We start from the raw sequence: 17,512 nt of genomic DNA on the forward strand, positions 1-17,512 counted from the left end.
GCCCCGCCCGGCCCTATCGCTTGAGCCATTGCGCTTGGGCTGGGACGTTTCGAGGGGTCTGACGGAGGAGCCGCCGGCGCGGAGGCTGGTGCTTCGGACACGGGGGAGGGAGCCGGGGAGGGGGCCGCCGGCTCCGGAGCAGGAGTAGCGGAGGCTGTGGGCGGAGCAGGAGGAGCGGAAGAGGGAGGTGGCGCAGGTTCAGTTCCCGTTGCACTTGCTGGCACCACGATCCATGGCCCTGCCAATAACGAGACAGTTAAAAGGACGGCTGGCACGAGGAATTTTTGCCGGGATTGAGACCGTACACGTGAGTGCATCATTTATAGCTCCGGGAACCATGCCAGGCTCCCCCGAGCCCGGCACTAAGTTGCGTGTCCAGTCGGACAACCAGAGGCCGCTGAACTTGAAAATATCTGGCGTAACGGGCTCACGATAACACCGCCGCGTCGCTGAAACCAGTGTTTCTGTTGTTACCGATGTGACGAAAGGCACTGAAGTTTTCCACAATCACCAGGTTTGACTTTGTCCTTGCGTGTACCCTGCTCTAGCTTTAAGCCAGTTGCACTGCCTCAGCCGGAGGTGGCAGACGTATTGGGGAACATATGGACGCGGTCCAGATCGTCGAGGATGAAGTACGGGAGCTTATCCGCCGAAGGGGACTGGATCCGCTGCGGCAGGCGGGCGAAGTCCGCAGGCTCGTAGAGGCGGCTGTCAGTGATTACGATGAGCGGGCGCTCATGGGCCCCCTGCCGCCCATCGGGTCTCTGGACACGGCCCGGCGCTTCGTTTTTGATGCAGTAGCCGGATTCGGAACCTTGCAGCCATTGCTGGACGATCCCACCATCGAGGAAATCTGGCTGAATGCCCCAAACGAGATTTTCGTGGCACGTAACGGTGAATCGGAGCTGACCTCGCTGAGCCTGACCGATCAGCAGGTCAGGGACCTTGTAGAGCGGATGTTGAAGAGTTCCGGCAGGCGGCTGGATATGTCGTCACCGTTTGTTGATGCCGCCCTTCCCGATGGATCCCGTCTGCACGTCGTCATTCCGGATGTGACCAGACGGCATTGGGCTGTCAATATCCGGAAGTTCATCGTCAAGGCAAGCAGACTGGAGCATTTGGTTGAGCTCGGCACCCTGACTCCTCAGTCAGCACGGTTTCTTGGCGCCGCAGTTTCGAGCGGGTTGAATATTCTCGTCTCGGGCGCGACACAGGCGGGCAAAACGACTATGCTCAACTGCCTCGCGGCAAGCATCGGGACACGCGAACGCGTGATCACAGTGGAAGAGATCTTCGAGCTGCAGTTCCCGCTCCGGGACGTAGTGGGACTGCAATGCCGTCAAGCCAACCTCGAAGGGGAGGGCGAAATCCCCCTCCGCCGCCTTGTAAAGGAAGCACTTCGCATGAGGCCGGACCGACTGGTCGTAGGCGAGGTCAGGGAGGCCGAAAGCCTGGACATGCTTATTGCACTGAATTCAGGCCTTCCCGGGATGTGCACAGTCCATGCCAACTCAGCCCACGATGCCGTGACCAAAATCTGCACGCTGCCGTTGTTGGCGGGCGAGAACATTTCCAGTGCGTTTGTTGTTCCCACCGTGGCTTCCTGTATCGACCTTGTGGTGCACTGCAGCCGTCAGGCGAATGGCAGGAGGCAGGTCACCGAGATATTGTCCTTGGGCCGCAGGGTGGAAAATGGAGTTATTGAGTCCTCCATGGTTTTCGCGTTGGTCGATGGCCAGCTTCAACCGCGGCCAAACTCCATACCGTCGTCGGAAAAGTTTGCCCGTGCCGGCTTCGATGTCTCAGCATTGCTCGAGGCGAGCTGATGGCGCCGCTTCTCGGTGTGCTGGCAGGTGCGGGCTTCTTCCTGATCTGGTGGTCCGCATGGGAAGAATCCGGAAAACGGCCGGGGCGTTCGCGCAGGACCAGCCGCGTGGAGGACCTGCTGAGAAATGCCGGGATTGAAAAGGTGTCAGGGCTTGGCCTGGTAGCGACGTGTCTGGGACTTGCGGTCTTCGTTGCCTTGGTGTTCTTCGTGGTGACCCGCTCACTGCCGATCTCGTGCTGCTTTGGCCTTTTCGGAGGATGGTTTCCAGTGGCTCTGGTCAGGTGGCGGGCGACAAAACGAACGGCTGTCCTGCGGCAGCTGTGGCCGGACGTCGTTGACCACTTACGCTCGGCTATTCGGGCAGGACTGTCCCTCCCTGAGGCCTTGATCCAGTTGGGCGACAAAGGACCCGAAGAGCTCCGCCATATTTTCCGGGACTTCGGAGCAGATTACCGTTCGGGCGGCCAGTTTGATCCTGCACTCAACAGGCTGAAAGAAAGGCTCGCTGACCCGGTTGCAGATCGAATAGTCGAGGCCCTAAGGCTTACACGCGACGTGGGAGGATCTGACCTCGGCCGGCTCCTGGGGACACTGTCCGAGTTCCTGCGCGAGAGCGCGCGAACGCGTAGCGAGCTTGAAGCCAGGCAGTCCTGGACCGTGAATGCGGCACGCCTGGCTGTTGCCGCTCCCTGGATTGTCATGGTGCTGTTGGCAAGCCGACCAGAGGCTGTCGCCGCCTATAACACCCCGCTCGGTGCTGCAGTCCTTTTGGGCGGCCTCGTTGTCTCTGTGGTGTGCTATTCGATCATGCTGCGGATCGGGGCCCTGCCTCAAGACGAGCGCGTTCTGAGATGACGGTGCTGTCAGCGAGTGCGCTGGTTTGCGGATCAGCGCTTGGAGCCGGGCTGTGGTTGCTCTTGGTCCGTCTTCCCTTCATGCGGCCACCGACGTTTCTCGAGCGCATTGAGCCGCAGTTGAGGTCCCAGAACGTCGAGTCCCGGCTTTTGTTGGAGGACAGCCAGCGCATCACTCCGTTCGCATTATTGGATCGCATATTCCGGCCGCTTGTTCAGGATGGTCTGGTTTCACTGAACAGGCTCAACATGGGTTCGTCTGTGTTGAGCCGTCGAATGGCACAGGCAGGTATCAATAAATCCACTGTCGACTTTCGGGCAGAGCAGCTGCTGTGGGCGATCGGCGGTTTCCTTACTGCGACGGGTGTTGTGGCCGCAGGTGCTGCGAGCGGGAGCTTTTCTCCTTTGCTTGCCGTTGTTGCTGTTCTTGGAAGCGCTGTTTGCGCCTTCCTGTTTCGGGACTATTGGCTCGGCGTCCAAATCAGAACCCGGGAGTCACGGATGATGGCCGAATTTCCCAGCCTCGCAGAGTTGATGGCGCTTGCAGTGAGCGCAGGGGAGAGCGCTTCGGGGGCGCTGGACAGGGTGTGCCGTAGCTCCAGCGGGGAACTGTCCAAGGAGTTCAGCCGGGTACTCGCCGAAACCAGGGCCGGCAAACCCTTGGTGGAAGCGCTGCAGGAGTTTTCGGCCCGAACGGATCTGGGACCTCTCGTGCGATTCGTGGACGGGATAGTGGTGGCTGTGGAGCGTGGAACGCCATTGGCGGACGTGCTGCGGGCCCAGGCCCAGGATGTACGCGACACCGCTAAGCGCGACCTGATGGAGGCGGCCGGCAAAAAGGAGATTGCCATGATGGTCCCTGTGGTGTTCGGCGTGCTTCCCCTGACAGTGGTTTTTGCAGTTTTCCCTGGCCTTGCAGCAATCAGTCTGGGCCTTTAGACATGTTTGGAAATACACCCGGATGCCCGGGTCAATCGGAGACAACACAGAATGGGAACCTCATGAGCCTTGAAAGAATGCGCCGGAATTTGCTGGTGGCAAGCTACCGATTCAGCAACCTGAAAATATCCCGACGACGTTGGTCGCTTCCCGCTGTGGACAACCCTGAACGTGGCGATGTCCCTGGATGGGTGATGATCACTCTCATGTCTGCTGTCTTGGTGGCCGCGCTTTTGGCGCTCGCCGGACCGGCGTTGGAAGGCCTCTTCAATCAGGCAATGGACACGGTCGCCAAGTAACAATGTCCGGTTTGAGGCTGCGGAGCCCCGAGCGGGTGGATGCCGCGCTTGGAGCCTCCAGAATCACAAACATTTCTTGGCGGGAACGGGGATCGGCTGTGATCGATTTCGTTCTGGTCGGTGGACTGCTGACGATGTTTTTCCTGGCCATTATTCAATTGGCACTGGTACTCCACGTCCGTAACACTCTCATCGATGCGGCGGCGTCGGGAGCAAGATACGGAACGCTCGCAGACAGAAACGCCGAAGATGCACGAGACCGGGCGGAGAGTCTCATCGAGGGCGCCTTGAACCAGGATTTCGCGCAGGACGTGACGACGGCGGAAGTCACCTTCCAGGGGCTGCGGACACTTGAAGTAACGATCAAGGCACCTCTTCCCGTGATCGGTCTCATCGGACCCCGGGAGGTACTGGAGGTGAAGGGGCATGCCGCTTTGCAGCCGTGAGACCCCCAACGGCATAGGGGAGTGCATTAGGCGGCGCGTTCGTGAAGCTTGGTGCACTGCAGTTGCTGCGCTCGACAGTAGAAAAGACGACGCCGAACGCGGGAGCGCCGTCGTGGAGTTCACGTTCCTCGCTGTGCTCCTGATGGTGCCGTTGGTGTACTTCATCATCACCGTCGGCCAAATCCAGGGCGGATCCTTCGCCGTAGTTGGCGCCGCCGATCAAGCGGCGAAGGTGTTCGTTGCGCAGGCTGATCCGGAAAGCGGGCGCATCGCCGCTGAGCAAGCGGTGATGTTGGCGCTCGCCGATCATGGACATCCTGCAGAAAACGCCCGGATGGAAACGGTGTGCAAACCCGCTGACTGTTCCTCCGCAGGATCTGCCGTTACAGTGACCGTCCATTTGAGCGTGCCATTGCCGTTCGTCCCGTTCAACGACTCGCTCGGGCTTACCTCCAGCGAGCTGAACGCCTCCGCTACGCAAATCGTCGGCAGGTTCAGATGAGCCAGCAGCGTCAGCAGAACCAGGACATTCACGTCAGCCAGGCGCATCCTGAAGCGGGTCAAATCACCGTTCTGATCATCGGCTACATTCTGCTTGCTCTTCTCCTGACGTCCGTTGTCGTGGCAGTGTCCACGGTTTACATCGAACACAAGAAACTACTGTCCATGGCTGACGGTGCATCAGTGGCGGCTGCAGACAGCTACACCCTCGGTCAGATGGAAACCAAGGCAGGAACGCCCTCAGCCGTGTTGAACGGCGGAAGGGTGCAGGCTGTCGTCATGGACTACCTGACCCAAAACGATGCCTTCATCCGGTTTGACGCTCTAGCCGTTGAGCCATCAACCGGAAGCAGAGAGGGATCCACTGCCGTCGTCGTGCTGAGTGCTGTCGTCCATCCGCCAATAGTCAACTTCCTCGTCCCTGATGGAATCGCAATCCAAGCCGAATCCACTGCCAGGGCAAGACTGAGCCGCTGAGCGGGGAGGCAACACAAACCGGTGGACGAGGCAGATAGCGTAGGCTGGAGGAACCATGGCTCAAATTGATTTTTCTGCAGAAATCCGCGCTCTTCGCGCCGTCTACATGTCCATTGAGAACGTCACGGACGTTGAAGCGCTCAAGGAAGAGATTGCTGAACTCAGTGAACGCGCAGGTGAGCCTGATCTGTGGGATGACCCGGCAGCAGCCCAAGTCATCACCTCTAAACTCTCCCACCGGCAGTCCGAGCTCGAACGGCTGAACTCGCTGGCCTCCAGAATCGACGACCTTGAAGTTCTGGTGGAGCTGGGACAGGACGAGGACGACGCCGACTCGATGGGTGAAGCTGCCGCCGAACTCGAATCCATCCGCAAAGCACTCAAAGAACTCGAAGTGGTGACCCTCCTCTCGGGTGAGTACGACGAACGTGAAGCTGTTGTCACCATCCGCTCGGGAGCCGGGGGAGTGGATGCAGCAGATTTCGCTGAAATGCTCCTTCGCATGTATCTTCGCTGGGCCGAGCGCCACGGATACCCCACCACTGTCATGGATACCTCCTATGCGGAGGAAGCAGGCCTTAAATCGGCCACCTTCGAAGTGAAGGCTCCGTATGCTTTTGGCACGCTGAGCGTAGAGGCCGGCACACACCGCCTGGTGCGTATCAGCCCGTTCGACAACCAGGGCCGCCGGCAGACTTCCTTTGCTGCCGTTGAAGTCATCCCGCTGATCGAGCAAACGGATTCGATCGAGATCCCGGACAACGAGATCCGCGTTGACGTCTTCCGGTCATCCGGTCCTGGTGGGCAGTCAGTTAATACGACAGACTCAGCCGTTCGACTCACACACATTCCGACCGGCACCGTGGTTTCCATGCAGAACGAAAAGTCACAGCTGCAGAACAGGGCAGCGGCTATGCGGGTTTTGCAGTCCCGGCTGCTCCTCTTGAAGAAAGTCCAGGAGGATGCGGAAAAGAAGGCCCTCGCCGGTGACGTCAAAGCTTCGTGGGGCGATCAGATGCGCTCTTACGTCCTGAACCCCTACCAGATGGTCAAAGACCTCCGCACCGAGCACGAAGTGGGGAACACCTCTGCAGTGTTCGACGGCGAGATCGACGATTTCATTGATGCCGGCATCCGTTGGCGTACTGACAACCGCAACGCCGAAAAGTAGTCAACCGGCCGTCGATACGGCCCCTCAGCTTGTCGGAATTGAGCGACACGCCCCGTTATTCCCGGGAATTCGCGAATATCCGTGCGTATAGTCGAGAAGCCGGAGCCCTACTTCCCCCAAACCGAAAGCCCGTGCACCGGCGGCAGAAGTGAGCCGTGTGCCCACGTGCTGCGGGGCAATTAGGGCCATGATCCGTTTCGAAAATGTCACTAAGGTGTACGACCGGAAGGCGCGACCCGCGCTGGATTCGATCACGCTCGAAATCGATCGCGGCGAATTTGCGTTCCTGGTCGGCGCCTCCGGCTCGGGGAAATCGACGTTCCTGCGTCTGGTCCTGAAAGAGGACAGAGCGACGTCGGGAGCTGTCTACGTAGCGGGCCAGAACGTAGCGAACATTTCCAGCTGGCGTGTTCCGCGGCTGCGCCGCGGTATTGGCGTCGTTTTCCAGGATTTTCGGCTGCTGCCCCAGAAAAATGTCTTTGCCAATGTAGCGTTCGCCATGCAGGTCATTGGCAAGAGCAGGAGTGTCATCAGGTCGACTGTTCCCGAAGTGCTTAAGACTGTCGGGCTGGAAGGCAAAGAGCACCGTATGCCCCACGAGCTCTCCGGTGGTGAGCAGCAGCGCGTGGCAATCGCCCGCGCCGTCGTCAATCGCCCCGGGATCCTGCTGGCGGATGAGCCCACCGGAAACCTGGACCCTACGACGTCAATGGGCATCATGGGCGTTCTGGACAAGATCAACCAGAACGGCACCACAGTAGTGATGGCCACTCACGACGACGACATCGTCAATGAAATGCGTAAGCGTGTGGTGGAGCTCCGGAATGGCGTGGTGATCCGTGATGAGGCCAAGGCACTGTACACGTCCATGATTCCGGTCGTTGGGCAATCGCGGCGACTCAAGGACGCCAGCGGCCTTGATGATCTGGTGGGACCAGAGCGTGTCAGCCAGGACGGTACATCGTCAGGGGAGGCGATGCAGTGAGGCTCGCATTCATCCTCAGTGAAATCGGCAGTGGTTTGCGCCGTAACCTCACGATGGTCATTTCTGTCATCCTGGTGACCTTCATATCGCTGACCTTTGTCGGCGCCGCAGGCATGCTGCAGCTGCAGATCAACCAGATGAAGGGCTACTGGTACGACAAGGTCCAGGTAGCGATCTTTCTCTGCAGCGAAGGTTCCGCGGCTGCGGGCTGTGCCTCCGGGCCCGTGACTGAGGAGCAACAGAAGAACCTGGAAGCATTGCTGCGGTCCCCAGCCGTCGCCCAGTACATTAACGAATTCCAGTTTGAATCAAAGGAAGACGCGTACGGGCATTTCAAAGAGCAGTTTTCCAACTCGCCCATCGTTGATTCAGTGGCTCCTGACCAGCTTCCTGCGTCATTTCGGATCAATATGAAGGATCCCGAAAAGTATCAAATTATCAGCGAGACATTTGCCTCCCAGCCGGGCGTGGAAAGCGTCATAGATCAGCGGAAGATCCTCGAGCAGCTTTTCTCGGTCATGAACGGAGCGTCCGTTGTCGCCGTGGTTATCGCGGCTGTCATGATCGTTTGTGCCATCCTGCTGATTGCCACCACCATCAGGTTGTCCGCCTTCAGCCGCCGGCGGGAAACGGGAATTATGCGGTTGGTGGGGGCGTCCAAGACAGTCATTCAACTTCCCTTCATTCTGGAGGGTGTCATCGCTGCCCTTATTGGCGCTGCCTTGGCTTCCGGAACACTTTGGGCAGTTTCGTATTTTTTCCTCGGCGATTTGTCAAAGCAATTTCAGGACACGCCATTCATTTCACCGAGTCAGACGCTGGTCTTGGTTCCTGCGCTTTTCGCGCTGGGTGTAATCTTGGCAGGAATTTCGTCTCTCTTGACCCTACGCAGATATTTGCGTGTTTAGGCTGTGCGTACCCTAAAGGAAAGCTCATGACGTCAATGAACAGAATCGCACCATCAGCCAGGGCCCGATACCGAGGTCGCGTGATCAGCGCGGCCTTGGCGTTGGTGCTGTGCTCGAGCCTCGCGACGTCTGCACCCGCTGCCTTGGCGGATGACCTTGAGGACCAGCAGGCCGCGTTGCAAGCTGAGGCCGCCCGCGTTCAACAGTCATTGGAGTTCGTCGACGCCCGTATAGCGCAGGCAGCCGGAGAGCTGGTCATTTATCAAGGTCAACTTCCTGGAGCTCAGCAGGCCCTGCTTGAAGCCCAGGGCAGGGTAGCAAGCGCGGTAAAAGAGGTTGAGGCACTTGCGGCCCGAGTGGATCTCGCCCAGCAAAACAAGGCCAAGATCACCGAGCAGCTGGAGAGCGACAAGAAAAAGATCGCTGACACGAAGAAGCTTATCGGGCAGATCGCAACGCAGGCTTATAAATCCGGCGGCGTGCCATCAAACCTCACCCTGCTGTTGGGCGCGAACAGCGGGACGAGCCTGACGGACACGATCGACCTTGCCGATCAGGCCATGCGGAGTCAAAACTCCGCCATGGACAAGCTCAGCCAGCAGAATGCCACCAACGTGAATTCTCAGGCGCGCCTACAGGCGGTCGAAGCCGAGATAAAGGATCTCAAAGCCAAGGCAGACGCAGCCTTGGAGCGTGAAAAAGCTGCCCGCGACGAGGCTGCCGCCAAGAAGGACCAGGTGGACAAGCTCATCGCCGACACCACACGGCTCAATGCAGAGCTGCAGGCGGCCAAGCCAGGTATCCAGTCGCAGTTGTCCAAGGTGCAGGCCCAACAAAACGCGGTAGCCAACGAAATCGCTGAGCGGGACCGCAAACTGCGCGAGCAATGGGAGGCTGAACAGCGGCGAATCGCAGAAGCAGCAGCAGCCGCTGCACGAGCCCAGGGCCAGGCTGTCCAGCCCTACGTCCCGGTCCAGGGATCGCCGTCAGCCTTTGGCCTCAGGTCGCCTTTCTCCGGCGGAGTACCCATTACCTCTGGATTCGGCTGGCGGGCCACACCGCCCGGTACCGTTGACTTCTACGGAACCGGCGGTTACATGCACACGGGAATCGACTTTGGGGCCGGGTGCGGCACCCCCGTGTACGCGGCGGCCGGCGGTACTGTCTTTGCAGCCGGTTGGGGGAATGACGGCGGCGGCAATCACGTCAAGATTTCGCATGGTGTGGTCCAGGGCAACTCGCTGACGACGATCTACTACCACAACAGCAGCGTGGTGGTGTCAGCAGGCCAGCAAGTCAGCCAAGGTCAGCTCATCGCCTACTCGGGTACCACGGGCAACTCAACCGGATGCCATTCGCACTTCGAGACGTGGTTGAACGGCTCAGCCGTGGACCCCATGAACCTGCTCTAGGCTCGATCCACGCTACCTGAAGAGCCCGGCTACTCTGCCGTACACTGGAAGGGCTTCACGCTTGGGTGTAGTACATCCGGTCCCTGGGCCGCAGTCCACCCCCATGAAGTTTGTCTAAACACTAGATCTGAGGAGTTCTACCGTGCCTAAAGAAAGTGGCCGCAAGATAGTGGCCACCAACCGTAAGGCCCGGCACGATTACCACGTCCTGGACACTTATGAGGCCGGGATCGCCCTGATGGGAACAGAGGTCAAGTCGTTGCGGGAGGGCCACGCCTCCATGGTGGACGGCTTCTGCACGTTTTATAACGACGAACTCTGGATGGAGGGCATCCACATCCCGGAGTACCACCAAGGCAGCTGGACGAACCATGCAGCGCGCAGGCGCCGTAAGCTCCTGCTGCACCGCGAGGAACTTGTGAAGATTTCCCACAAGATCCGCGAGTCCGGGTTCACCATTGTGCCGCTCCAGCTGTACTTTTTGGACGGGCGGGCCAAGGTGGAGATTGGCATTGCCAAGGGTAAGAAGGAATACGACAAGCGCCAGACCCTCCGTGAACAGCAGGACACACGTGAGGCGCTGCGGGAAATGCGCTCCAGGAACCGTCGCTAGTCTGGTCCTGTAGGTCGCGTTAGCGGCAGGGAGTGTTGCGCCGTCGTCGGGAATGATTTTGAGGGAACGTGCGTTATTATTGGTAGTCCGGGAAGGATCGGAGCGGATTCCGCGAAGAACCTGACCGGTTTGATAACAAAATATGGGGATGATCGGTTTCGACGATGTTAGTCGCGACAGGTGAAGCGGGCCGAGGATGCAGAATTATCTCGTAAACGCTGTCTGCAAACCAATAAGTGCCGAATCAAAACGCACTGACTTCGCTCTTGCTGCCTAAGCAGTAAGACAGTCCGTCAGCCCGAGGTTGCTATTGCCCCGGATGCTGGCGTCATTTAGATAGCCACTGCTGTTTGCCTCCGTCATCGGGGTAAACGGGACTCTTAGATGACTGGGCCCGGATCAGCTACTTGTTTGCAAGAGAGCTGGGGCCGAGAAAATCCGCCGCAAACTGCGCCCGGAGAAGCCCTGACAACACGACATCGGACGGGGGTTCAATTCCCCCCATCTCCACTGGAGTTCGCCCCTGGATCCTTGTGATCTAGGGGCTTTCTTTTGCCCGGAAATCGTTGCTGCGCGCTGTCGGCTAATCGACTGCTTCGGCTTCGCGATCCGGCAGTTTCACTTTGGGCGTAGCAATGGCTGGACTATGCACGCCCGGACCGTCGTTGAATTAGATAAGGCGAGTCTTAGGGAGGTGCGCTGTGGCATCGGTTATCCATCCAAATCCCGACATGGGCGAGGGGTCCGCGGACCCTCTTGATTCCTATTCCGCGACTGTGATCCGCGTGGCGGAGACGGTGACGCCCCACGTGGCTGCCATTGAAATGACAGGCAAGGGAAGGTCCGGAAGGTTCCGGGTCGGGGCCGGTTCTGCAGTTCTCTTCACCTCGGACGGGTATTTGCTGACCAACGCGCATGTGGTCAGCGGCACGCAGAGCGGCCATGCAGTCTTCACCGATGGCAGCAAAACGGAGATCGAAATAGTAGGTGCAGACCGCCTCTCGGACCTCGCCATTGTGAGGGGCAGGGCGCAGGCTGCCCCACCGGCGGACTTCGGGGACGCAGAAAACCTGAAGGTAGGACAGCTTGTAGTGGCCGTCGGAAACCCTTTGGGCTTGGCGGGGTCAGTCACCGCAGGAGTGGTGAGTGGACTGGGACGGTCGATACCCATCTGGGCGGGGCGCAACCGCCGTGTAATTGAAGATGTCATACAGACTGATGCCGCGCTCAACTCCGGAAGTTCGGGAGGAGCGCTGGCGGATGCCCATAGCAGGATTGTGGGCATCAATACAGCTGTTGCGGGAGCAGGCCTGGGACTGGCGATCCCGATCAATGCCACGTCCCGACGCATCATCTCGTCCCTGCTCACTGATGGCCGGGTCCGGCGCGCTTATCTGGGCCTTGTCAGCACTCCCGTGCAGCTTCCCGTCAGCGCCGTGATGAGGACCGGCAAACGGGAAGGCCTGCGAATCGTCGAGGTACTGCCGGACTCACCGGCTGAACGCGCCGGAGTGCAGCCCGCTGATGTACTGCTCAGTGTGGGCAAGAAGTCTGTGTCCAATGCTGAAAGCCTACAGAAGCTGATGTTTGCTGAAGCAATCGGGGCGCCGCTGGACCTGGTTGTCCTCCGGGATGGAAGGGAGCAGCATCTCGTTGCGGTGCCAGAGGAAATGACGGATGCCGGCTGATCCTGCCTCGCCCTATTGAGAGGGGTCCACGTCGGCAATCCCAACGAAGCGGGTTCCGATGCCGTCGAACTCGCTTCTGACGAAGCCGGCTGCGGGCGCGGGCACTTCGGCCGGACTGTGGTGGGCGCAGCTGACGTAGGTGAAGTCCGGCCACCATTTCTTGGGGCGTGCGGCCTCCGAATATCCGCAGACATCGCACTGCAGGTGAACCCACACAGGCCGCTTGCCTGTTCGATTGGCACGGGACTGCACCAGCCACGGCGGCGGGTTGTCGAGTATTTCACGCAACTCTGCCTCGGAAAGGCGGGAGGGAATGCCGTGGCGCTGGGCCATTTCAAGGGGAACGTCCAGGGCTATTGCGGCGTCACGTCTGCTCATCATCACAGTCAACGATACGTGAGTCTTGGCGCCGATGATTCCTCAACCGGCGAGGATGATCCCGACCCCGGCAGCAGCGAGACCTGCGAGCAGATTGGCGCTGATATTCAGGAAGGCCGCACCGAAGCGCTGTTCGCTCACCAACCGGACTGTCGCCGTCGTCCATGAACTGAAGGTGGTCAGGCCGCCTGCCAAACCTGTAGCAAGTCCCGTCTGCAGTTCCGGCCCCAGTCCCAGCCGGCCGCTGATCCCCATGGAGAGGCCGATGATGAGGGAGCCCGTTATGTTCACCAGGAATGTAGCCCACGGCCAATGCGAGCGGGAATCGGTGCGATGGACAAATAAAGTGTCAACAGCGAAGCGGAGCAAGGCGCCCGCTACTCCGAAGAGCCCAACGAGCAGCGCAGCGGTCATTGCGCCCCTCCTGTGATATCAGCGAGAGCCTTGCCGGCCTTCCAACCGGCCGCGGCGGCACCAAGCCCGAGGATGAGGGAAAGCCCGAGGTAGAGAATCCAGAGTGCAGGCTGCCCGTCACGGATCTGCCTGTCGAGGGCGAAGACAACTGCCGAGAACGTGGTAAAGGAACCCAAAACCCCCGGACCAATCCCTGCCCGGAGCCAGAAAGATGTTCGCGGCCGGGCTATCCACAATGTTGTCAGGAGCGCCAGCACAAAGCTGCCACTTACATTGGTCGCCAGGGTTGTCCACGGAATGGATCCCGGGTGCTCGGGGAAGAGGAGACCCAGCCCGTACCGGAGTTCACTTCCCGCCAGGCCACCAACAGCCACTGCGAGCCAGGCCCTCCATCCCGGAGCCTTCAGGGCGCTTGTCCAGTACGAGGGCATTTAGAGGACCGGAAGCCTGCAGCCCGCATGGCTGGTCTCACTGTAGACCCACAGGGCGGAGGTGATCTCATCGGCGAGGTCAAACTCACGACGCACCTCGCCGGAACCAATTCGTACGACGAGCGGCCCCCCGAACGGCTTCCGGCCGACTACCTCGACGTTGGCGTCAAGATCGATCTCTTCCGAGGAAAGATACCGCAGGAGTTCCGGGTTTTCATCGCTGATCCGGGTAATTCTGCCGGTGTGCCCCTCGTCCAGTTCACTCAGCCGGTGGGCTGGAGGCATTTTGACGGAACCGTCTGCAGAGGGAATGGGATCTCCGTGGGGGTCGCGGAGCGGGTTCCCCAACTTTGCCGCCATGCGCTCGATGAAGGTGTCCGACACCGCGTGTTCGAGGTGCTCTGCTTCATCATGGACTTCGTCCCAGCTGTAGCCCAGTTCCTGCACGAGGTAGGTTTCGATGAGCCGGTGCCGCCGGACCATGGAAAGAGCCAGACTGATCCCGTTCTCCGTCAGGGTAATGGCGCTGTAGGGCTTGTGGTCAACCAGCCCTTGTTCTTTGAGCTTCCGGACCATTTCTGAGACGGAGGAGTTGGCGACGCCCAGGCGCTGGGCCAGTTGCGACGAAGTGATGGGCTTGTCCTGCCACTCTGTGAAGGAGTAGATGACCTTGACGTAGTCCTCGATGGAGGAGGATGGCGCGCTGGTCTTCACGGAACCAAGCCTACCGCTATGTCCTGCAGCCTCACGCTTTATACGCCTTCCAGGACTGGGTCAGATAGGGAAGGCCGATGGCGGCGCCGGTGGCGTGACCCAGGTGCTCATGAAGATACCACTCAAGATTTGCCATGACTTTCGCCCGGACAGCTTCCGAGGCGCGGAGGTAATAGCTGCGGGACTTGGTGAGTGCAAGAATGTCGTCGGGCGTCAGCGGGTCTTCCCAGCGCGTCAGATGGCTTTCCAGGTCGACGAATTCGGGCCCCACAACCGGCCTGAAGTGCGGTTTGAGGACGTCGCCGGCATGCATGATCCGGGAAAGCCTGTGTACCCACGGTACGGAAGTGTCCAGCTGGTTCCAGATGAGCCCCAACACTCCTTCGGGACGGAGGATCCGGGCGGCCTCTGTGCTGGCCCGCAGGGGATCGCACCAGTGCCACGCCTGGGCGACAGTGACGACGTCGAACGCGGCATCCTCGAGTCCGGTGGACTCCGCTGTGCCCTCAAGCGCCGTTACGCCGGGCAGCGCCCTGCGCAGCTGGCCCAGCATGTCAGGGGAGGGGTCGACGGCGGTCACCCGCAGGCCGCGCTGGCTCAGCAGTTCGGTGTACTTACCGGTTCCGGCACCGACATCGGCAACGTCACGTGCCGCGGCCGGCACAAGCCAGTCTACGGAGTCGAGAGGATAACCCGGGCGGACCCGATCGTAGTGCTCGCCGCCGTCCTGGAAAGCCATGCCCAGTTCGCGGCGGCGCTGCTGATGAAGTTTGGGGCCTCCCCGCGCCACGCGTACTCTCCTCCGGCCGGCTGTTGGTTCCCCCTGAATTTACCTCCTCAGCGCGGGTCAGTCTTCAATGCAGGGCGCAGCTCCGGCGGTTCCCGGGGTGTTGGGTGCCCATTCGGGGTAGGTGCGGGTGTCATTTGCCGGCACCCAGCGTCCGGCATCGACTACGTAGTCCCAGCCAAGACCCGTACGGCGCAGCTCCTCGATGCCCGCAAGCAGCCGCTGGGCGTCCTCGAGGCGGGAGCCCAAGCCGAAGCTGGCCCGCAAGGATCCTGAGGGCAGCCCCAGCCGCTTCAGGAGCGGATGAGCGCAGAAACGGCCGTCGCGCAGCCCCACGCCGTGCTCCGCGGATAAGTATGCAGCCACCAGGCCCGCGTCGTAGCCCTCCACGGAGAAGTTCACTACCCCGATCGTGTCTGTGGCCGAACCGGTGTCACTGAAGATCTGGTGAACAGTGACGCCTTCGATCTTCTGCAGCCCTTCGACGAGGAAGGAACGGATGGCCGATTCGTGGGCGTGCCACAGGTCCTGGTCCAGGGCAGCAATGACCTCGGTGGCCCGGGCAAGGGTCGCAGCGCCCAGAACGTTGGGGGAACCGCCCTCATGGCGTGCCGGGCCAGTCGTCCAGCTGACGCTGTCCAGCCTGGCTTCGCGGACCGCGCCGCCGCCTGCGAGGTGGGGTGTGCCGGCGTCGAGCCAGTCAGGGCGGCCCACCAGGACGCCGGAACCAAACGGAGCGTAGAGTTTGTGACCCGAAAAGGCGAGATAATCGACGTCGTCCGCTGCTATGTTGATCCGGCGGTGCGGAGCAAGCTGGGCCGCATCAACGACGATCCGGGCGCCGAATTCGTGCGCCAGCGCGGCCAGTTCGCGGATGGGCAGGATTTCGCCGGTGACGTTTGAGGCTCCGGTGACCGCAAGCAGGCTGATGTCGCCCTGCTCCAGCTCTGCGCGGAGATTGGCGATGGTTCCGGCGAGGGTGTCCTCCGCCACGACGCTGCGGTGCGGGATTCCCTGCCACGGAAGCAGGTTGGCGTGATGTTCGATGTCCAGATACAGCACTTCACCAATGTGCCGGCCACCCGCAGCAGGAAGGCACCCGGCGAGGAGATTCAGGGAATCGGTGGTGTTGCGCGTGAAAATCACCGAATCATCGGAGCGGCCGCCTACGAAGTCGCGGACAATGGTGCGTGAGTTTTCATAAACGGAGGTGCTGATCTGTGAGGCGTAACCCGCGCCGCGGTGGACACTGGCGTAATAGGGCAGGATCTCGTTCAGGTAGGCCGAGACAACCGAGAGCGCGGGAGCGGACGCACCGTAGTCGAGGTTGGCGTAGCGGATGTGTCCGCCCTGGATGAGCGGCGCCTGGATCTCCGCCCCTGTGACAGCTGCAAGCGGGCGGCGGGACACGGAGAGGGCGGCGTGCTGTTCGCTGAAAGGAGCCTCAGCAGCGGCGTCGGGGGAGTAAATGGCAGTAGTCAATGGGACCTCACTCTGACAGGACCCCTCAGCCGGGATCCGCGCTTGCCGGGTCCGTTCCGGACCGGCCTGGTCGTCACCCGGGGCACCCCACCGCGAATGGAGGGTTGCCGGCCAGCAAACCGGGGTTTAGCGCTGGCACTCGTGACCTGTTATCGAGCTTAAGACATTCGGTCAGCCATGAAAAAGTTGATCCGATTGTTAAGCCGATTGTTACGGCAGGTAGACAAACAACCTTTTGACCGAACAAAACGACGGCGGAACCCCCTTAGCTGGATGTTCCGCCGTCGATAATTCTAGCCGGCAACCTATAAGAGGTCGTCGAGATCAGGGTTGAGCCGCTTGAGCACCTCTGAGTGGAGGATCGAGTTGGTGGCCAGAGCATTGCCGCCGAAGGGGCCGTCATCGCCCTCCAAGGAGGTGAACCGCCCGCCCGCTTCGGTCACGATGGGAACCAGCGCAGCCATGTCGTAAAGATTCAGTTCGGGTTCGCAGGCTATATCCACTGCACCCTCTGCAACCAGGCAATAGGACCAGAAATCCCCGTAAGCCCTTGTCCTCCAGACCTCCTCAGTCAATCCAAGAAACTCATCGAGATTCCCGCGTTCCTTCCAGCCACCCAGGCTGGAGTAGGACAACGAAGCGTCCGACAGTTCCGAGACGTTTGAGACCCGCAGCCTGGTGGCCGCAGCCAGGGATCGGCCCATGTATGCCCCCGCGCCTTTGGCTGCCCACCAGCGTTTGCCCAGGGCCGGTGCACTGACGAGGCCAACTACGGGTTCGCCTTCATCGACGAGCGCGATGAGGGTGGCCCAGACCGGCACACCCCGAACGAAGTTTTTGGTTCCGTCGATGGGGTCGATGATCCAGCGACGGGAACCGTGCCCTGAGCTTCCGAACTCCTCACCGAGGACAGCGTCACGGGGGCGCGAGCGCGACAGCTGCCCGCGGATGGATTCCTCGGCAGCCTTGTCAGCGTCTGTAACCGGTGTCAGATCGGGTTTCGTTTCGATCTGAAGGTCAAGCGCCTTGAAGCGGCTCATCGTCTGATCGTCCACGGAGTCAGCCAGGACGTGGGCGAGGCGCAGGTCATCGTTGTAGCTCGAAGCGGGTTGGGTCATGGTTCCAAACTACCGTCTCGGCGGCCTTCAGGCCCGGAAGCGCTGCAGCAACGCTGCCAATGTGACC

General features: G+C 60.5%; 20 protein-coding genes, 1 other RNA gene and 1 riboswitch. Of the genes, 14 read left to right on the forward strand and 7 right to left on the reverse strand.

What is annotated here, in order from left to right:
* Positions 1-602: 602 nt before the first annotated feature.
* From RIN13_RS06250 to RIN13_RS06315, 14 genes are all read left to right on the forward strand, one after another.
* Entirely contained in the window at positions 603-1,826 is a 1,224-nt protein-coding gene (locus RIN13_RS06250; protein WP_309106477.1) for an ATPase, T2SS/T4P/T4SS family, read from the forward strand.
* Positions 1,826-2,683, forward strand: coding sequence for a type II secretion system F family protein (locus RIN13_RS06255; protein WP_309106478.1), 858 nt, complete (start codon positions 1,826-1,828; stop codon positions 2,681-2,683). The genes RIN13_RS06250 and RIN13_RS06255 overlap by 1 nt, the downstream gene beginning before the upstream one ends.
* Positions 2,680-3,621 (forward strand): type II secretion system F family protein, encoded by a 942-nt coding sequence (locus RIN13_RS06260; protein WP_309106479.1) that lies wholly within the window; start codon positions 2,680-2,682, stop codon positions 3,619-3,621. The genes RIN13_RS06255 and RIN13_RS06260 overlap by 4 nt, the downstream gene beginning before the upstream one ends.
* Before the next feature lie 62 nt (positions 3,622-3,683).
* A complete protein-coding gene (locus tag RIN13_RS06265; protein WP_309106480.1) occupies positions 3,684-3,920 on the forward strand; it encodes a hypothetical protein in 237 nt (78 codons plus the stop codon).
* 101 nt (positions 3,921-4,021) lie between these two features.
* A complete protein-coding gene (locus tag RIN13_RS06270; protein WP_309106573.1) occupies positions 4,022-4,366 on the forward strand; it encodes a pilus assembly protein in 345 nt (114 codons plus the stop codon).
* Positions 4,347-4,868 (forward strand): hypothetical protein, encoded by a 522-nt coding sequence (locus RIN13_RS06275; RefSeq protein WP_309106481.1) that lies wholly within the window; start codon positions 4,347-4,349, stop codon positions 4,866-4,868. Before RIN13_RS06270 ends, RIN13_RS06275 begins: the two co-directional genes overlap by 20 nt.
* Positions 4,865-5,344 (forward strand): pilus assembly protein TadG-related protein, encoded by a 480-nt coding sequence (locus tag RIN13_RS06280; protein ID WP_309106482.1) that lies wholly within the window; start codon positions 4,865-4,867, stop codon positions 5,342-5,344. The genes RIN13_RS06275 and RIN13_RS06280 overlap by 4 nt, the downstream gene beginning before the upstream one ends.
* 55 nt (positions 5,345-5,399) lie before the next feature.
* Positions 5,400-6,515, forward strand: a complete 1,116-nt coding sequence (gene prfB, locus RIN13_RS06285; protein ID WP_309106483.1) for a peptide chain release factor 2 — start codon at positions 5,400-5,402, stop codon at positions 6,513-6,515.
* A gap of 187 nt (positions 6,516-6,702) precedes the next feature.
* Positions 6,703-7,500, forward strand: a complete 798-nt coding sequence (gene ftsE, locus RIN13_RS06290) for a cell division ATP-binding protein FtsE (protein WP_309106484.1) — start codon at positions 6,703-6,705, stop codon at positions 7,498-7,500.
* Positions 7,497-8,408 carry a permease-like cell division protein FtsX gene (ftsX, locus tag RIN13_RS06295; protein WP_309106485.1) on the forward strand — a complete coding sequence of 304 codons (912 nt, stop codon included), beginning with the start codon at positions 7,497-7,499 and terminating at the stop codon, positions 8,406-8,408. Before ftsE ends, ftsX begins: the two co-directional genes overlap by 4 nt.
* Before the next feature lie 26 nt (positions 8,409-8,434).
* On the forward strand, positions 8,435-9,820 hold the full coding sequence (locus tag RIN13_RS06300) for a peptidoglycan DD-metalloendopeptidase family protein (RefSeq protein ID WP_309106486.1): 1,386 nt from the start codon (positions 8,435-8,437) through the stop codon (positions 9,818-9,820).
* 142 nt (positions 9,821-9,962) lie between these two features.
* Positions 9,963-10,433 carry an SsrA-binding protein SmpB gene (gene smpB / locus RIN13_RS06305; RefSeq protein ID WP_309106487.1) on the forward strand — a complete coding sequence of 157 codons (471 nt, stop codon included), beginning with the start codon at positions 9,963-9,965 and terminating at the stop codon, positions 10,431-10,433.
* Positions 10,434-10,577: 144 nt separating this feature from the next.
* Positions 10,578-10,946, forward strand: a transfer-messenger RNA (tmRNA) gene (ssrA, locus tag RIN13_RS06310).
* A gap of 218 nt (positions 10,947-11,164) precedes the next feature.
* Complete coding sequence (locus RIN13_RS06315) at positions 11,165-12,121, forward strand: trypsin-like peptidase domain-containing protein (RefSeq protein ID WP_309106574.1); 957 nt, start codon at positions 11,165-11,167, stop codon at positions 12,119-12,121.
* Positions 12,122-12,133: 12 nt separating this feature from the next.
* Here the strand turns inward: RIN13_RS06315 and RIN13_RS06320 are convergent, their stop codons facing one another.
* The 7 genes from RIN13_RS06320 to hisN form a co-directional block, all read right to left on the reverse strand.
* Complete coding sequence (locus RIN13_RS06320) at positions 12,134-12,502, reverse strand: hypothetical protein (protein WP_309106488.1); 369 nt, start codon at positions 12,500-12,502, stop codon at positions 12,134-12,136.
* A 39-nt stretch (positions 12,503-12,541) separates the two neighbouring features.
* The gene (locus RIN13_RS06325; RefSeq protein WP_309106489.1) at positions 12,542-12,913 is read right to left on the reverse strand and encodes a CrcB family protein; all 372 of its coding nucleotides are present in this window, start codon (positions 12,911-12,913) and stop codon (positions 12,542-12,544) included.
* Complete coding sequence (locus tag RIN13_RS06330; protein ID WP_309106490.1) at positions 12,910-13,344, reverse strand: CrcB family protein; 435 nt, start codon at positions 13,342-13,344, stop codon at positions 12,910-12,912. The genes RIN13_RS06325 and RIN13_RS06330 overlap by 4 nt, the downstream gene beginning before the upstream one ends.
* Positions 13,345-14,058, reverse strand: a complete 714-nt coding sequence (locus tag RIN13_RS06335; RefSeq protein ID WP_309106491.1) for a metal-dependent transcriptional regulator — start codon at positions 14,056-14,058, stop codon at positions 13,345-13,347.
* A gap of 31 nt (positions 14,059-14,089) precedes the next feature.
* Positions 14,090-14,848: a class I SAM-dependent methyltransferase gene (locus RIN13_RS06340; protein WP_309106492.1), complete on the reverse strand. Its 759-nt coding sequence runs from the start codon at positions 14,846-14,848 to the stop codon at positions 14,090-14,092.
* Positions 14,849-14,905: 57 nt separating this feature from the next.
* On the reverse strand, positions 14,906-16,327 hold the full coding sequence (locus RIN13_RS06345; protein ID WP_375164731.1) for an aminotransferase class V-fold PLP-dependent enzyme: 1,422 nt from the start codon (positions 16,325-16,327) through the stop codon (positions 14,906-14,908).
* 33 nt (positions 16,328-16,360) lie between these two features.
* Positions 16,361-16,474, reverse strand: a riboswitch (SAM riboswitch).
* 158 nt (positions 16,475-16,632) lie between these two features.
* The gene (gene hisN / locus RIN13_RS06350) at positions 16,633-17,445 is read right to left on the reverse strand and encodes a histidinol-phosphatase (protein WP_309106493.1); all 813 of its coding nucleotides are present in this window, start codon (positions 17,443-17,445) and stop codon (positions 16,633-16,635) included.
* Positions 17,446-17,512 lie beyond the last annotated feature (67 nt).

Source organism: Arthrobacter sp., from assembly GCF_031179985.1.
In the GTDB taxonomy this organism is placed as follows: Bacteria; Actinomycetota; Actinomycetes; order Actinomycetales; family Micrococcaceae; genus Arthrobacter.

Bases quoted from the DNA above. Each gene is read 5' to 3' on its own strand.
- RIN13_RS06250 (WP_309106477.1), top strand. From the start codon at position 603: ATGGACGCGGTCCAGATCGTCGAGGATGAAGTACGGGAGCTTATCCGC.
- RIN13_RS06330 (WP_309106490.1), bottom strand. From the start codon at position 13,344: ATGCCCTCGTACTGGACAAGCGCCCTGAAGGCTCCGGGATGGAGGGCC.
- prfB (WP_309106483.1), top strand. From the start codon at position 5,400: ATGGCTCAAATTGATTTTTCTGCAGAAATCCGCGCTCTTCGCGCCGTC.
- ftsE (WP_309106484.1), top strand. From the start codon at position 6,703: ATGATCCGTTTCGAAAATGTCACTAAGGTGTACGACCGGAAGGCGCGA.
- RIN13_RS06265 (WP_309106480.1), top strand. From the start codon at position 3,684: ATGAGCCTTGAAAGAATGCGCCGGAATTTGCTGGTGGCAAGCTACCGA.
- RIN13_RS06260 (WP_309106479.1), top strand. From the start codon at position 2,680: ATGACGGTGCTGTCAGCGAGTGCGCTGGTTTGCGGATCAGCGCTTGGA.
- RIN13_RS06280 (WP_309106482.1), top strand. From the start codon at position 4,865: ATGAGCCAGCAGCGTCAGCAGAACCAGGACATTCACGTCAGCCAGGCG.
- RIN13_RS06255 (WP_309106478.1), top strand. From the start codon at position 1,826: ATGGCGCCGCTTCTCGGTGTGCTGGCAGGTGCGGGCTTCTTCCTGATC.
- RIN13_RS06300 (WP_309106486.1), top strand. From the start codon at position 8,435: ATGACGTCAATGAACAGAATCGCACCATCAGCCAGGGCCCGATACCGA.
- hisN (WP_309106493.1), bottom strand. From the start codon at position 17,445: ATGACCCAACCCGCTTCGAGCTACAACGATGACCTGCGCCTCGCCCAC.
- RIN13_RS06325 (WP_309106489.1), bottom strand. From the start codon at position 12,913: ATGACCGCTGCGCTGCTCGTTGGGCTCTTCGGAGTAGCGGGCGCCTTG.
- RIN13_RS06275 (WP_309106481.1), top strand. From the start codon at position 4,347: ATGCCGCTTTGCAGCCGTGAGACCCCCAACGGCATAGGGGAGTGCATT.
- RIN13_RS06315 (WP_309106574.1), top strand. From the start codon at position 11,165: ATGGGCGAGGGGTCCGCGGACCCTCTTGATTCCTATTCCGCGACTGTG.
- RIN13_RS06320 (WP_309106488.1), bottom strand. From the start codon at position 12,502: ATGATGAGCAGACGTGACGCCGCAATAGCCCTGGACGTTCCCCTTGAA.